At 71.0% G+C, this 15,228-nt stretch carries 15 protein-coding genes; all 15 read left to right on the top strand.

Annotated elements, in window-relative coordinates:
• The first annotated feature begins 181 nt into the window (after window positions 1–181).
• A complete protein-coding gene (locus P1V51_18025) occupies window positions 182–1,072 on the top strand; it encodes a TRAP transporter TatT component family protein (GenBank protein ID MDF1564946.1) in 891 nt (296 codons plus the stop codon).
• A gap of 19 nt (window positions 1,073–1,091) precedes the next feature.
• A complete protein-coding gene (locus P1V51_18020; protein MDF1564945.1) occupies window positions 1,092–2,114 on the top strand; it encodes a TRAP transporter substrate-binding protein in 1,023 nt (340 codons plus the stop codon).
• Between the two features lie 54 nt (window positions 2,115–2,168).
• The gene (locus P1V51_18015) at window positions 2,169–3,044 is read left to right on the top strand and encodes a TRAP transporter small permease subunit (GenBank protein ID MDF1564944.1); all 876 of its coding nucleotides are present in this window, start codon (window positions 2,169–2,171) and stop codon (window positions 3,042–3,044) included.
• Window positions 3,041–4,789: a TRAP transporter large permease gene (locus P1V51_18010; GenBank protein MDF1564943.1), complete on the top strand. Its 1,749-nt coding sequence runs from the start codon at window positions 3,041–3,043 to the stop codon at window positions 4,787–4,789. The genes P1V51_18015 and P1V51_18010 overlap by 4 nt, the downstream gene beginning before the upstream one ends.
• Window positions 4,786–5,613 carry a DUF4292 domain-containing protein gene (locus tag P1V51_18005; protein ID MDF1564942.1) on the top strand — a complete coding sequence of 276 codons (828 nt, stop codon included), beginning with the start codon at window positions 4,786–4,788 and terminating at the stop codon, window positions 5,611–5,613. Before P1V51_18010 ends, P1V51_18005 begins: the two co-directional genes overlap by 4 nt.
• 8 nt (window positions 5,614–5,621) lie before the next feature.
• Window positions 5,622–7,376, top strand: a complete 1,755-nt coding sequence (locus P1V51_18000; protein MDF1564941.1) for a peptide-binding protein — start codon at window positions 5,622–5,624, stop codon at window positions 7,374–7,376.
• 3 nt (window positions 7,377–7,379) lie between these two features.
• Window positions 7,380–8,381 (top strand): ABC transporter permease, encoded by a 1,002-nt coding sequence (locus P1V51_17995; GenBank protein MDF1564940.1) that lies wholly within the window; start codon window positions 7,380–7,382, stop codon window positions 8,379–8,381.
• Window positions 8,378–9,403, top strand: a complete 1,026-nt coding sequence (locus tag P1V51_17990; GenBank protein ID MDF1564939.1) for an ABC transporter permease — start codon at window positions 8,378–8,380, stop codon at window positions 9,401–9,403. The genes P1V51_17995 and P1V51_17990 overlap by 4 nt, the downstream gene beginning before the upstream one ends.
• Window positions 9,404–9,433: 30 nt before the next feature.
• Complete coding sequence (locus P1V51_17985) at window positions 9,434–10,195, top strand: general secretion pathway protein GspE (GenBank protein MDF1564938.1); 762 nt, start codon at window positions 9,434–9,436, stop codon at window positions 10,193–10,195.
• A 4-nt stretch (window positions 10,196–10,199) separates the two neighbouring features.
• Window positions 10,200–11,426, top strand: coding sequence for a hypothetical protein (locus P1V51_17980; protein ID MDF1564937.1), 1,227 nt, complete (start codon window positions 10,200–10,202; stop codon window positions 11,424–11,426).
• Window positions 11,427–11,439: 13 nt separating this feature from the next.
• The gene (locus tag P1V51_17975) at window positions 11,440–12,432 is read left to right on the top strand and encodes an ABC transporter ATP-binding protein (GenBank protein MDF1564936.1); all 993 of its coding nucleotides are present in this window, start codon (window positions 11,440–11,442) and stop codon (window positions 12,430–12,432) included.
• The gene (locus P1V51_17970) at window positions 12,429–13,436 is read left to right on the top strand and encodes a dipeptide ABC transporter ATP-binding protein (GenBank protein MDF1564935.1); all 1,008 of its coding nucleotides are present in this window, start codon (window positions 12,429–12,431) and stop codon (window positions 13,434–13,436) included. Before P1V51_17975 ends, P1V51_17970 begins: the two co-directional genes overlap by 4 nt.
• A complete protein-coding gene (locus P1V51_17965) occupies window positions 13,433–13,900 on the top strand; it encodes a DUF2085 domain-containing protein (GenBank protein MDF1564934.1) in 468 nt (155 codons plus the stop codon). The genes P1V51_17970 and P1V51_17965 overlap by 4 nt, the downstream gene beginning before the upstream one ends.
• Window positions 13,901–14,033: 133 nt before the next feature.
• Window positions 14,034–14,681, top strand: a complete 648-nt coding sequence (locus P1V51_17960) for an RNA polymerase sigma factor (protein ID MDF1564933.1) — start codon at window positions 14,034–14,036, stop codon at window positions 14,679–14,681.
• On the top strand, window positions 14,682–15,228 hold a 547-nt coding region (locus tag P1V51_17955), incomplete at its 3' end, for a zf-HC2 domain-containing protein (protein ID MDF1564932.1).

Below are 15,228 nucleotides of genomic sequence, written 5' to 3'. Positions count from 1 at the left end.
GGGCGCCCGGCGCCGCGCCTGAAGAGCTTTGACGGTCCGACGGTCCCGATGGTATCGGGCCTGCGGTTATTCAAGGGGCCGGGGGAACGAGAGGGCGGCGTGCGCTGCCTGCTCGCTCGGCCGTCTCATCGATGATGGGTTGAAGAGGCTCCCGCAGAGGGAAGCCTCCTGGAGGAACGAGATGAAGGCAACGAGAGCGATCCTGATGACGGCCATGAGCCTTTCCCTCCTGCTGGTGGGCTGCACCGGCCGGACCGCCGCCTGGGAGGCCGAGAAGGCCGCCAAGGAGGCCGCGGGCGACTCGGGCGCGGCGGGCGAGCTGAAGGCGCAGGCCGAGGCGCACTGGGCCAAGCGCACCGACCCCGAGGAGATCAAGCAGGCGATCGCCGCCTGGGAGAAGGCCGTGGCGCTCGACCCGAGCGACTACCAGAGCCTGACCAGCATCACCCGCGGCCTCTACTTCCTGGCCGACGGCTACCTCCGGGGCGACGACGAGGCCTATCTGGACACGATGGATCAGGGCGTGGCCTGGGGTGAGAAGGCCATGATGGCGGTCTCCTCCGACTTCGAGAAGCGGATGCGGGACGGCGAGAAGCTGGAGACGGCCATCGAGGCCATCGGCGTCGAGGGCGTCGGCGCCCTCTACTGGTACGCCACGAACCTCGGGAAGTGGGCCAAGAAGAAGGGCTTCGCCGTGCTCCTGGGCAACAAGGACAAGGTGAAGGCCATCATGGAGCGCTGCCTGAAGCTCGATCCCACCTACTTCCACGGCGCCCCCGATCGTTACTTCGGCGCCTTCTACGCGGTGGCTCCGAAGTTCGCCGGCGGCGATCTCGAGAAGTCGGCCCAGCACTACGCGAAGTCCCTCGAGCTCGCGCCCTACTACATCGGCACCCGCGTGCTGATGGCCGAGAACCTCGCGGTGAAGAAGCAGGATCGCGCGCTCTTCGACGAGCAGCTCGAGGCCGCCCTCGAGGTGGACGAGAACGCCGTGCCGGAGATTCGCCCCGAGGTCCTGGTCGAGAAGAAGAAGGCCGAGGAGCTGCAGAAGAACGCCGACGAGCTCTTCTAGAGCCGTGAAGGAGGCCAAGATGATGGTTCGTACGCTGGCCGCCGCGGCCCTCTCCCTGGCGCTGCTCCTCCCCCTCGGGGCCGAGGCGCAGGCCGAGAAGCCGGAGTTCGTCTTCAAGATGGCCTCCATCGCCCCCGACGGGACCCCCTGGTCCGAGCACCTCGACGAGTGGAAGAAGCGGGTGGCCAAGGAGTCCGGGGGGCGCATCAAGCTGAAGACCTACTGGGGAGGCGTCCTCGGCGACGAGAACGTCACGGTCCAGGAGACCCACCGGGGGGCGATCCACTTCTTCGCCGGCTCGGTCGCGGCGCTCGCCTCGAGCGTCCCGGAGCTCTCGGTCCTCGAGCTGCCCTACCTCTTCCGGTCCTTCGAGGAGGTCGATCACATCCTCGACGAGGTCATCCTCGAGGACGCCAAGAAGCTCCTCTGGGAGCGCGGCTACGTCCTGGTCTTCTGGCACGAGAACGGCTGGCGCTCCATCGGCACCCGCTACGGCCCGATCCACGGACCCCAGGACGTGAAGGGCAAGAAGATGCGCACCCAGGAGGTGGACACCCACCTGGAGATGTACCGGGCCTACGGGGCCTCTCCGGTGCCCATCGCCGCGACCGAGGTGCTCTCCTCCCTGCAGACCGGCGTCGTCGACGGCTTCGACAACACGCCGCTCTTCTCCTTCGCCAGCTCCTGGTACCAGGGCGTGAGCCACTACTCCGTGACCCGGCACATCTACCAGCCCGGGATCATGGTGATGTCGCGCAAGTCCTTCGAGACCCTCCCCAAGGAGCTGCAGGACGTGATCCTGAAGGACTCCCTGGCCGAGGGACACAAGGGCCGCAAGATGGTCCGGGCGCTCTCGCCCCTGCTCCTGCAGAACTTCGAGGCCGCGGGGATCGAGCTCTACCGGCCCACGCCCGAGGAGCTGAAGGCGCTCGCCGACGCCGCGCAGCCGGTCCACACCTGGTTCAAGAAGGCGAAGGGGGAGAGGGCGGCCGCGCTGCTCTCGAAGATCGAGAAGGCCCTCGCCGCTCACCGGGCCAAGTAGAATTCGCGGCGATGTTCCGGGGGAGGGCCGGGACGACGCCGGGGGAGACGACGCGTGCTCGCACTGCTCGGACGTCTCGATCGCGCGGTCTACCGGGCCGAGCGCTTCGTGGTCGTGGCTGGTCTCTTCGTCATGTCGGTGGTGGTCTTCATCGACGTGGTGCACCGCACCTTCGCGGATCCCGAGAGCCGGGTCGCTCGCTGGCTGGCCGGGGCGGCCGGCCTCTTCGGTGAGGCGGGCCTCGCGGAGGCCCTCTATCCGACGATGCGGGACTGGGTGGCCCCGCCCTTCCTCTTCGCCTTCTTCCTGATCCTCGCCTACATCGGCGTGCGCTGGCGGGCGGAGGAGTCGCGCACGAGCCGCCTCCGCGCCTGGGGCCTGGCCCTGGCGCTGGTGGTCGGCGCCTGGGTGGTCGTCCGCGGGATGATCTGGCTGCTGCCCAACGGCGTGGTCTGGGCCCAGGCCCTGGCGATGATCCTCACCCTCTGGGTCGGCTTCGTCGGCGCCTCGATGTGCACCTTCGACGGCCGGCACCTGCGGGTGGAGGCGGCCGATCGGCTCTGGTCGCCCGGCGCCCGCCGGGTGGTCACCACCCTGGCGAACCTCTTCACCGCGGCGGCGGTGCTCGCCCTCTTCGCTCTCTCGCTCTCCTTCATCGGCGGGCACTGGGAGAGCTGGATCCAGACCGACGGCTACGGCGGGCTGGTCGACGGCCTGCCGGGGGTGCCCCAGTGGGCGGCCTTCGGGGTCCTGCCCCTGACCTTCCTGATCATGGGCACCCGCTTCCTGACGGCCGCCGTGGCCGCGGCCACCGGGCGGCAGTACGGCCGGGTGGGGGGGGACGCCATCCAGGCCATGCTCAAGGAGGCCAGCGAGGGGACCAAGGTCCTCTCGGGGTCCAGGGGCAGCGACGAGGAGGGAGAGTCATGATCGCCTCCCTCCGTCCCGCTCGCCGCCCCGGACCGGGCCCGCGCCTGCGCCGCCTCTTCGGGGTCTGCGCCGTCGTGCTGGCCGCGATGGCCCTGCAGGCCGCCCTCGCGGACGACGGGGGCGAGAGCGCCTCCCTCGGGCCCGTCTTCCTGATCTTCGCGGCGGTGGCCGCGGCCATCGCCCTGGGCGAGCCCCTCTTCGTGATCATCGGCGTCATCGCCGCCCTCTGCTTCCTGCTCTGGGGTGACGGCTACGACGAGTTCGACGCCTACCAGATCTTCGTGGTGAAGATCGCCAACCTCACCAAGAAGAACGTCCTGCTGGCGATCCCCTTCTTCATGATCTCCGGCGCGATCATGACCGCCGGCGGCATCGCCGGGAGGCTCATCGCCTTCGCCAAGGCCCTGGTGGGGCACCTCCCCGGCGGGCTGGCCATCGCCACGGTCGGCGGCTGCATCTTCTTCGCCGCGATCTCCGGCTCGAGCCCGGCCACCGTGATCGCCATCGGGACCATGATGTATCCGGCGCTGGCGAAGTCCGGCTATCCGGAGCGCTTCTCCCTGGGCCTGGTCACCTCGGCCGGCTCGCTGGGCATCCTCATCCCGCCCTCGATCCCGATGCTGGTCTTCGCCATCGTCGCCGGCACCTCCCGCACCGTGGACGTGGGCGAGCTCTTCCTCGCCGGCGTCGTCCCCGGCGCCCTCATCGGCGGCCTGATGTCGCTGTACTCGGTCTACGTCGGCTGGAACCTGCCCCGGGAGGCCTTCAGCCTCCGCCGGGTGATCACCCGCTACCGGGAGGGCTTCTGGGCCCTGAACCTGCCGGTCCTGATCCTGGGCGGCATCTACAGCGGGATGTTCACCGCGACCGAGGCGGCGGCGGTCTCGGTGATCTACGCCCTGGTGGTCGAGCTCTTCGTCCACCGCGAGATCACCCTCGGCGACATCCCTGGCATCCTCCTGGAGTCGGGCATCCTCATGGGCAGCCTGCTGGTGATCATGGCCATGTCCTTCGGCCTCAATCACTTCCTGGCCGACGCCCAGGTGCCGCAGCGGGCGGTGGTGTGGATCCGCGAGATGGAGCTCTCGCCGATCATGTTCCTGCTCGCCCTCAACCTGCTGCTCATCGCGGTGGGCTTCGTGATGGACTCGATCAGCGCCATCCTGATACTCTCGCCCCTGCTGGTGCCGATCGGCGTCGGCCTGGGCCTGGATCCGGTCCACCTCGGCGTGGTCTTCATCGTCAACCTCGAGATCGGCTACCTCACGCCCCCCATCGGGTTGAACCTCTTCGTCTCCCAGTCCGTCTTCGGCCAGCCCCTCGGCGCGGTCGTCCGCTCGGTGGTGCCCTTCATCGGCCTGATGCTCGTCGGGCTGGTGCTGGTCACCTACCTGCCCACCGTCTCTCTCGGCCCGGTGAACTGGCTCCTGCGCGACCAGCCCATCTGGACCTCCCTGCCGGAGGCCGCCCCCGAGGAGGTGGTCGAGGAGCCGGTCGAGGAGCCGGTCGCCCAGCCCAAGAAGGTGCTCTCCCTCCAGGAGATGATGCAGCAGGCGAAGGAGCAGGCCGCCGGCGAGGGCGAGGAGAGCGAGGAGGACGAGGCGGAGGCCCCGGAGGCTCCGGAGGAGGCTGACAGCGAGGCGAAGCCCCGGGTACGGTCCCTCCAGGAGCTGATGAAGATGGCCAGGGAGAAGACCGCCGAGCCCAAGGTGACACCTCCGCCCGAGGCGGAGCCCACGCCATGAGGGCCCTGCTGGCCGGCGCGCTCCTCTCGACCCTCCTCCTCACCAGCGCCTGCCCCCGCCGCTTCGACTTCGGGCCGAACCCGGCGGACGACGCGGGGGAGCTGCTGGCCGCCTCGCGGGAGCGCCTGGCCAGCCCCGCGACCCTCCAGGGGGAGGCGAAGCTGCGCTTCCAGCTCCCCCAGGGGCGCTTCGGGGCCGACCACCTGGTGGCCCTGGCCGTCCCCGATCGCCTGCGCCTCGACACCCTGAGCTTCTTCGGCTCGCCCCTGGCCGTGCTGATGGTCCGGGAGGGTGAGCTGCTGCTCTGGGACATCGAAGGAGGGCGGGCCTATCGCGGCAGCGCCACCACCGAGTTGCTGGCGACGCTGCTGCCGGTGGTGCTCGATCCCGGCGAGGTGGTCGACCTCCTCCTCGGCCGGCCGCCGCTGGAGCTCGGGGCGAAGCTCTCCCTGCGCCTGGACCACGAGGCGCGCGCCTACCGGGTCGAGGTGAAGGGCGCGGCGGGCGTGCAGCGCGTGTGGATCGATCCCGAGCTGGGGACCATCCGGCGCTACCGCCACGAGCCGGCGGCGGAGGGTGAGGACGCCTGGGAGGTGAGCTACGAGGACTACCGGCCGGTCGCCGGCGAGGGCTCGGGCCTCCTGCCCTGGACGATCCGCTACGAGCGCGCCGGCACCGGCCTGGACTGGCGCTGGCGCTCGCTGGAGGTGGACTCCGCAGACTTCGACCCGGCCATCTTCGAGCTGGCCCTGCCGCCGGGGATCCCCACCGTGCCCCTGGGGCCGGATCCGGCTATCCTCCTGCCTCCCGAGGTGAACGAGTGAGGCGAAGGGTGGCAGCGAGGCGTGCGGCGGGAGCGGCGCTGCTGCTGCTCTGCGCCGGCCTCGACGCCGCCTGCACCCGGGGGAAGGCCGAGGAGCCGCCCCCGCCGCCCCAGCCCGCGGCCAGGCCCGCGCCGGCCGTGGACCCCGAGCTCGCGGCCTGGCGCGCTGGCCGGCTGCCGCCGCTGGAGGGGCAGGGGACGCCCGTCCCGGGGGGCGAGGTCGTGGTGCAGATGTACGCCGATCCCCCCTCCCTCAACACCATCGTCGACAACGACTGGTGGGGGTCCCGGATCACCCATCACCTCGTCTACCAGGCCCTGGTGGGCATCGACGCCTACGACGACCCCCGCTACCGCTTCCAGCCGGAGCTGGCCGAGTCCTGGACCCTCTCCGAGGACAAGCTCACCTACACCTTCCACCTCCGGAAGGACGTGCGCTTCCACGACGGCCAGCCCTTCGGGGCGAAGGACGTGATCGCCACCTACGAGAAGGTCCTCGACGAGACGACCAAGGCCGCCCACCTGCGCTCCCACCTCGAGGAGCTCGAGAGCTTCCGGGCCATCGACGAGCACACGGTCGAGTTCGTCTGGAAGAAGCCCTACTTCATGGCGCTGGACGATCCCTTCGCCCAGGTGCCGATCCAGCCCGCGCACGTCATCGCGAAGCTCACCGGCGCCGAGTACAACCAGGCCGCGACCAACCCGCTGAACCGGGCCCCGGTGGGGACGGGCCCCTTCGCCTTCGTCGAGTGGAAGACCGACCAGCGCGTGGTCTACCGCCGCAACGAGGACTACTGGGGGCGCAAGGCCTACCTCGACCGCCTGGTCTTCCGCATCGTGAAGGACCCCACCGTCGGGCCGCTCCTCGCCGAGAAGGGCGAGCTCGACGTGGTCACCTCCACCCTGAGCGAGGCCTGGGTGAAGATGGAGGAGCGGCCCGCCCTGCGGGAGAACTTCCACCGCTCTCTCTTCCACGACGCCACCTACAACTGGATCGGCTGGAACCTCGCGCGGCCCACCTTCCAGGATCGCCGGGTGCGGCTCGCGCTGACGATGCTCATCGACCGCGAGCGCTTCCGCAAGAGCGTCCTCCACGACCTCGTGCTGCCGACGACCTGCCACTTCTACTATCGGAGCGCCGCCTGCGATCCGGCGGTGGTGCAGCCTCCCTACGATCCGGTGGCGGCGGTGAAGCTCCTGGAGGAGGCCGGCTGGAGGGACACCGACGGGGACGGTGTGCGCGAGCGCGACGGGGTGCGCTTCGCCTTCTCGTTCATGATCTCGGCCTCGAGCGTCACCACCGAGCGGCTGGCGACCCTGATGAAGGAGTCCTTCGCCCGGGCGGGGATCGAGATGAGCATCCAGAAGGTGGAGTGGGCCGCCTTCAGCAAGCGCCTGCGGGAGCACGAGTTCGACGCCTGCACCCTGGCCTGGGGCGCGGGGCCCCGGGTGGATCCGGCCCAGGTCTGGCACTCCTCCTCGACCGAGGGCGGGTCCAACTTCATCTCCTTCTCCAACCCGGAGGCCGACGCCCTCATCGAGGCGGGCCGGGTGGAGTTCGACGAGGAGCGGCGCGACGCCATCTTCCGCAAGCTGCAGCACCTCCTCCACGAGGAGCAGCCCTACACCTGGCTCTGGGTGCCGGCGCGGCGCACCCTCATCCACCGGCGCATCCACGGGGTGAAGGCGAACCTCGCGTTCTGGCAGTTCGCGGACTGGTGGGTGGAGCCGCAGGCCGAGCCGCCGGCTCCGGCGCAGGAGTAGCCCATGTGGCAGTACCTGCTGCGGCGCCTCCTCCTGATGATCCCGACCTTCCTCGGGATCACCCTGGTCTGCTTCCTGGTGCTGCGCCTGGCGAACACCGATCCGGTGGTCGCGGACCTCGAGGCGGGGCTGCAGGGGCAGCAGATCTCGCAGGAGGCCATCGAGCACCTGCGCAGGATCTACGACCTCGACAAGCCCTGGTACGTGCAGTACGCGCGCCTCGTCGGCCGGCTGCTCTCCCTCGACCTGGGCACCACCTGGAAGGACGGCCGCCCCATCGCCGAGGTGATCGGCGAGGCGCTGCCCATCACGGTGCTGCTCTCGGTGCTCTCCCTGGCCATCGCCTACCTCATCGCCATCCCCCTGGGGGTCTTCTCCGCGACCCGCCAGTACACGAGGAAGGACCAGGCCGTGACGGTCGGGGTCTTCATGCTCTACTCCCTGCCGCGCTTCTGGGTGGGGACCCTGCTGCTGGTCTTCCTGGCCAGCGGCCACTACCTCGACTGGTTCCCGCTGCAGGGCTGGCACAGCTTCCGCGGCTTCGAGGAGATGGGCTTCCTCCAGAAGGTGGGGGACGTGGCCTGGCACATCACGCTCCCGCTCCTGGCCCTGACCTTCAACGCCTTCGCGGCGCTCTCGCGCTACATGCGCAGCGGGATGCTCGAGGCGATCCGCCAGGACTACGTGCGCACCGCCCGGGCGAAGGGCGTCCCCGAGCGGGTGGTGATCTGGCGCCACGCGCTGCGCAACAGCCTCATCCCGATCATCACCCTGATGGGGCTCTACCTGCCCTACCTGATCGGCGGCTCGGTGATCGTCGAGACCATCTTCGGCATCCGGGGCATGGGCGGCCTGACCCTCGAGGCCATCCGGATGCCCGACTATCCGCTGGTCATCACCCTGGTCGCCTTCACCTCCCTGCTGACCATGGTGGGCATCCTCCTCTCCGACATCCTCTACGCGGTGGTCGATCCGCGGATCACCTACGGGGGGGAGTCCCCTTGAGCGCGCCCGGGGCGAGCGCGGCCGCGGGCCGCACCTACCTCGCGATGGTCCGGCGCCTCTTCTGGCGGCGGCGCCTCAACCGCCTGGCGAGCTGGATCGTCGCCTCGATCTTCTTCCTCGCCGCCGGCGCCGACCTGCTGGCCTCGGAGCGGCCGCTCCTGCTGCACCTCGAGGGCGAGACCTGGGTCCTCCCCAACCTCACCGACCCGCCAGAGCTGCGGATCTACGACAACCAGCTCCTGCTGAAGGAGATGGGGCCAGAGGACTGGGCCGTCTTCCCTCCCATCCCCTACGGCTACGCGACCCACGACCTGGACGCGGTCCTCGCGCCGCCGGGCCCCGAGCACTGGCTGGGCACCGACCCCTCCGGGCGCGACGTGCTCGCCCGCCTGCTCCACGGCAGCCGGGTCTCCCTCGCCGTGGGCCTGGTCGCGGTGACCCTCCTGGTCGGGATCGGCCTGCTGCTGGGCTGCCTGGCGGGCTTCTACGGGGGCTGGATCGACGCCACGGTGATGCGGGTGGTGGAGGTCTTCCTCTCCATCCCCTCCTTCCTGATCATCGTCACCCTCCTGGCGGTCCTCGCGCCGGAGGGGTGGGGCGCGGTCCTCGCCCTGATGGTGGTCATCGGCCTCACCGGCTGGACAAGCGTCGCCCGCCTGGTGCGGGCCGAGATCCTCAAGGTGAAGACCCAGGAGTTCGTGCTCGCCGCCCGGGCGCTGGGCAGCTCGGACCTGCGCCTGATCTTGCGCCACCTCCTGCCCAACGCCCTCGCCCCGGTGCTGGTGGCGGCCACCTTCTCGGTGGCGGCCTCCATCCTCATCGAGGGGGCGCTCTCCTTCCTGGGTTTCGGGATCCCGCCCGACATGGCCTCCTGGGGGGGGATGCTCACCGAGGCCCGCCGGCACTTCGAAGCATGGTGGCTGGCTATCTTCCCGGGTCTGGCGATATTCATCACTGTCACGGCGTACAATCTCCTGGGCGAGGGGCTCCGGGACGCCATCGATCCGAAACTGAAGGCCTGACTCCAGAGGCGAGGGAGCGACGAGAGCGACATGAGGATTCAGCTCGGCCAGCTGCTACTTCGCGCCAAGGTCGTGACCGAGGCGCAGCTCGAGACCGCCCTGGCGGAGCAGGAGAAGTGGGGCGGCAAGCTCGGCCAGATCCTGGTCCGGATGGGCTACCTCTCCGAGGACCTGCTCACCAAGGCGCTCTCCAAGCAGCTCGGCATCCCCCGGGTGGATCTGGATCAGAGCACCCCGAGCCCCAACGCCCTGCGGAAGGTGAAGGTCGACGTCGCCGAGGGCTACGCGGTGCTGCCCCTGGAGCTGCGCGACGAGGGCAAGACCCTCCTGGTGGCGATGTCCGATCCGCAGAACATCCGCGCCCTGGACGAGCTGCGGGCCGCCACCGGCTGCCGCATCGACGCGCTGCTGGCCGGCGAGACCGAGATCCGCAAGAAGATCGGCCTGTCCTACTCGGCCGAGGAGCTGCGCGACGCCGGGGGGGACGAGTTCAAGATCACGGATGCCCAGGGCAACACCGTGATGAAGAAGATCGAGGACATCGTCCCGCCCTCGGCCGCCCGCGAGCCCCCGCCGCCGCCCATCGCCGAGCCGCCGCCGCCGCCCATCGCGCAGGCCCCGCCGCCGCCCCCGCCGCCCATCGCCGACCCGTCGGATCCGGTGACCCTGCTCGAGAAGGTGGAGCGCACCCAGCGCAAGGAGGTCCAGATCCTCAAGGCGCTGGTGGAGCTGCTCATCGAGCGGGGCGTGTTCACCCGGGACGAGTACCTCGCCAAGGTCAGCAAGCGGTGACGAAGTGAGGAAGAAGATCGGAGAGATCCTCGTCGAGGGCGGGCTCATCGACGACTTCCAGCTGCAGGCCTCCCTCGGGCACCAGCGCCAGTGGGGCGGGCGGATCGGCGAGATCGTCGTCTCCAAGGGCTACACCACCGGCGAGGCCGTCGCCGACGCCCTCTCGCTCCAGCTGGGGCTGGAGCGCTTCCAGATGGCGCCCGACGCGGTCGAGCCGAAGGCCGCGAAGCTCATCGCCCTGGACCTGGCCGAGCGCCAGAAGCTCGTGCCCTTCCGCCTCGACGGCGAGCGGGGGGACGTCCTCTGGATCGCCATGAGCGATCCCACCGATCTGGCGACCCTCGACGAGATCCAGTTCCAGACCGGCAAGCGGATCAAGGTCGCGACGGCCTCCGAGGCGGAGATCCGGGCGCTGATCGCCCACGTCTTCCGGGGAGCGCCCCTCCCGGAGCCGGCGCCGCCCCCTCCGAAGGTGACCCCGATCGAGGCGATGGTCGCCGAGCCGTCCCCGGCGGCGGCGGAGTCCCTGCAGGAGGTCGAGGCCGAGGTGATCTCGGCCGACTCGCTCGCGCCGGCGAGGCCCGCGGCGCCCGCCTTCGATCCCATGACCGCCTCGCCCGCGGCCTGGGGCGCGCCCACGCCCGTGAGCACCGGCGGCCTGGGCAGCGACGTCGAGGACGACCTGGCTGCCCTCGGCATGGGGGACGATCCCGCGCCCCCCGCGCCCCCCGCGCCACGCCCGGCGACCGCGGCCCCGATCCCCGTGCGGGCGGACAGCCTGGCCCGGCCGGTCCCGGTGTCCGCGGACTCCCTCGCTCCGGTCCCGGTGTCGGCGGACTCCCTCGCCCCGGCTCCGGTGTCGGCGGACTCCCTCGCCCCGGCCCCCGTGTCGGCGGACTCCCTCGCCCCGGCGGCGGTGAGCGCCAGCGAGCCCGAGCCCGAGCCCGAGCCCGAGGAGGTGGCCGAGGAGCTCCTCGAGGAGCTCGAGCCGATGCCCGCCGGCCCGGCGGCCGACGGTGAGGCCGCCGCGGCCTTCGCCGACATCGATCTCCAGAGCGCCGCGGCGATCATCGGGAACGCCCTCGACAAGATGGCCGCCGGCGAGGCGCTCCCCGATCAGGCGCGCCGCTACGTGAACCCGACCCAGATGGCGGCGGCCCTCACCCGGCTCCTCATCCGCAAGGGCATCATCGAAGAGACGGATCTCATCGACGAGCTCCAGAAGAAGTGATCCCGGCCACCGGATGGACGCGCCGCTGATCCAGATCGAGGGCCTGCGCACGGCCTTCCGCACCGAGGAGGGGGAGGCCGTCGCCGTGGACGGCGTCGATCTCGAGATCCTCCCCGGCCGCACCCTGGGGGTGGTGGGCGAGTCCGGCTGCGGCAAGAGCGTCACGGCGCTCTCGATCCTGCGGCTGATCCCCGATCCCCCGGGGAAGATCCTCGCGGGCCGGATCCTCTACCGCGGTGAGGATCTCCGGGAGAAGTCCGAAGAGGAGATGCGGAAGATCCGGGGGGCGAAGATCTCGATGATCTTCCAGGAGCCGATGACCTCCCTCAACCCGGTCTTCACCGTGGGCGATCAGATCGGCGAGGCGGTCCGCCTCCACGAGGGGCTCGATCGGGCGGCGGCCGAGCTGCGGGCGATCGAGATGTTGAAGCTGGTCGGCATCCCGGCGCCGGAGGAGCGGGTGCGCAGCTACCCGCACCAGCTCTCGGGCGGGATGCGGCAGCGGGTGATGATCGCGATGGCCCTCGCCTGCGATCCCGATCTGCTCATCGCCGACGAGCCGACCACGGCCCTCGACGTGACCATCCAGGCCCAGATCCTCGACCTGCTGCGCAGGCTGCAGGAGGAGCGGGGCATGGCGGTGATGCTCATCACCCACGATCTGGGGGTCGTGGCCGAGACCTGCCACGACGTGGCGGTGATGTACGCGGGCAAGGTGGTCGAGCGCGCGCCGGTGGAGGCGATCTTCGCCGAGCCCCGGCATCCCTACACCGCGGGCCTGCTGCGCTCGATCCCCAGCTTCGATCCGGCGCAGACCGAGCGGGCGAGGCTGCCGGCGATCCCGGGGATGGTGCCCTCGCTCCTCGAGCTCCCGGGTGGTTGCCGCTTCCGCACCCGCTGCGAGAAGGCGCAGGAGGACTGCGCCCTCGCCGAGCCGGCCCTCCAGGTGGCGGCCGACGGGCACGCGGTGGCCTGCCTCCACCCGGAGGGGAGGGGAGCAGCATGAGCGCACGAACCGAGGGGGGCGCGATCCTCGCCTGCGAGGAGCTGAAGACCCACTTCCCGGTGCGCGGCGGGGTCTTCGGCGGCACGGTCGGCACCGTCCGCGCCGTGGACGGGGTCAGCCTCTCGGTGGCCCCGGGCGAGACCCTGGGGCTGGTGGGGGAGTCGGGCTGCGGCAAGTCCACCCTGGGCCGGACCCTGCTGAAGCTCCACGAGCCCACCGCCGGACGGATCCTCTTCCAGGGCGAGGACATCACCCACCACGGGCCCGCCAAGATGCGCCCCCTGCGGCGCAAGCTGCAGATGATCTTCCAGGATCCCTACGCCTCGCTGAACCCCCGGATGACGGTGGGCAGCATCGTGGGCGAGGCCCTGGCCATCCACGACCTCGCCCGCGGCGCCGAGCGCGAGGCGCGGGTGCGGACCCTCCTGGACAAGGTGGGGCTGCGGGCGGACGCCGTCGGCCGCTACCCGCACGAGTTCAGCGGGGGGCAGCGCCAGCGCATCGGCATCGCGCGGGCGCTCGCGGTCTCGCCGGAGGTGATCATCGCCGACGAGCCCGTCTCGGCCCTCGACGTCTCGATCCAGGCCCAGGTGATCAACCTCCTGCGGGATCTCCAGGAGGAGTTCTCCCTGACCTACGTCTTCATCGCCCACGACCTGAAGGTGGTGGAGTACCTCTCGGATCGGGTGGCGGTGATGTACCTCGGCCGCATCGTCGAGGAGGCCAGCGCCCGCACCCTCTACCGGGCGCCGGCGCACCCCTACACCCGCGCCCTGCTCTCGGCGGTGCCGGTGCCCGATCCGACCGCCAAGTCCGAGCGGGTGGTGCTCGAGGGTGACGTGCCCTCACCTCTGGCGCCGCCGCCCGGCTGCCCCTTCCACCCCCGCTGCCCCGTCGCCGAGGAGCGCTGCCGCAGCGAGGTGCCCGCCACCCGCGAGCTGGGCGAGGGTCACCGGGTGGCCTGTCACCTGGCCGAGGCCGGCCCGGCGGGCGGCGCCGCATGAACTGGGGGTTCCTCCTCTCCCACCAGCATCCGGAGCACCTCGATCGCTGCATCCGGATCGGCGGGGTGCCCTTCTGCTCGCGCTGCCTGGGGCTCTACCCGACCCTCGCGCTGGGGCTCCTCGGCCTCTTCCTCCTGGGCGGCGTCTTCCCGGCGGGGGAGGAGGAGGGGAGCTACCTGACCCTGCTCTGCCTGCCGGCCCTCCTGGACTGGTCGTATTCCCTCTTCCATCCCCGCCCGGAGGGCAAGCTCCGCCGCCTCCTCACCGGCGTGCTCCTGGGCCTGGGGCTCTCCCGCACCCTCTGGATCCACTTCCAGGCGCCCTTCTCCCGGCCCGTCCTCGACGTGCTGGGGGTCCTCGCGGCCGGGGCGTTCCTGGCCGGGGTGCTGCGCTGGCGCCTCGGAGCGCCGGAGCCCGAGCCGGGACCCTCTCACCTGGACGGCTCCCGGCCCCCTGATCGATGATGAGTCGCCGGGAGATCCAAAGCGGCCCCTCGTTCGTAGGTAGGTACAAGAGCCCTGGAACGAGAAAAGGAACGATTCCGCCGCGTAGGTGCCGAGTGAGGCGCTGGACCCCGAGAAATCTCGAGCGGCGGGGATGGTGACGAGACAGAGCGACGAGAGCCTGATGCTGGCCTACCAGGCCGGCGACGTGAGGGCCTTCGAAGTGCTGGTCCGGCGCCATCGGGGTCCGGTCTTCAACTTCATCCTCCGGGTGATCGGAGACCGTGAACAAGCAGAGGATCTGGTGCAGGAGACCTTCTTCAGACTGGCGAGGAACGCCGAGAGTTACCGGGAGAAGAGCAAGCTGACGACCTGGCTCTACACCATCGCCCGGAACCTCTCGATCGACGCCCTGCGGCGGGGCCGCCACCGGAAGACCACCTCCCTCGACGCGCCCCTCGGGGGCGACGGCGCCGAGGGCGCCAGCCTCGCCGAGCATCTCCCCGGGCAGGAGGCCGGCACCGATCGGGCCGCCTCCTCCGCCCGCCTCGGGCCGGTCCTGAAGGAGGCCATCGAGGCCCTCCCGGAGGAGCAGCGCGAGGTCTTCGTCCTGCGCGAGTACGCCGGCGTCCCCTTCAAGGAGATCGCCGAGATCACCGACACCCCGGTCAACACGGTGAAGAGCCGGATGCGCTACGCCCTCGAGGGCCTGCGCCGCTGGCTGGAGGACCGGGGCATCACCGCCGAGGACCTCTTCCTCGACCCCCACGATCCCACCGAGGCCACGGGAGCTGCTTCCTAGATGAACGACGGGTGCCAGAGCTGCCAGGATCGACTCCTGGACCTCCTCTACGGTGAGCTGGACGCCGCCGGTGAGGCCGAGGTGCGCTCGCACCTCGCGGGGTGCGAGGACTGCGCCGATGCGCTGGCCGAGCTGGGCGCCACCCGCTCCCTGATGGAGCAGCTGCCCTCCGAGGAGCCCAGCCGGGGGATGGAGGCCATCCTCCAGGCCGCCGAGCGGGAGGCCCGCCTGCGGGCGGCCGCCCAGGAGGAGGCGCCGGGGCTCCTGGCCCGCCTGGGCGGCTGGCTGCGCCTGCACCCGGTGGGGATGACCCTCGCGCTGGGCGCCACCGTGCTGGTGTTGATGCTCTCGGTGGACCTCGACGAGGAGCAGGCTCGCCTCGGGGAGCCCGCCCTGACCGAGACCGCCGCCGCGCCGGCGCCCGCGGCGCCCGCCGCTGCGGCTCCCGCCCCGCGGACGACCACCGAGCTTCCTGCCGCGGCGGCGCCGGATCCGGCGCCGGTGGCCGACACCGGGGCCCTCGAGGACGGGCTCCTCGCCGCCGATC

Source organism: Deltaproteobacteria bacterium, from assembly GCA_029210625.1.
Taxonomy (GTDB): domain Bacteria; phylum Myxococcota; class Myxococcia; order SLRQ01; family SLRQ01; genus JARGFU01.
The sequence above is the reverse complement of the archived record's forward strand: the minus strand, read 5'-3'. Positions and strand labels throughout refer to the sequence as shown.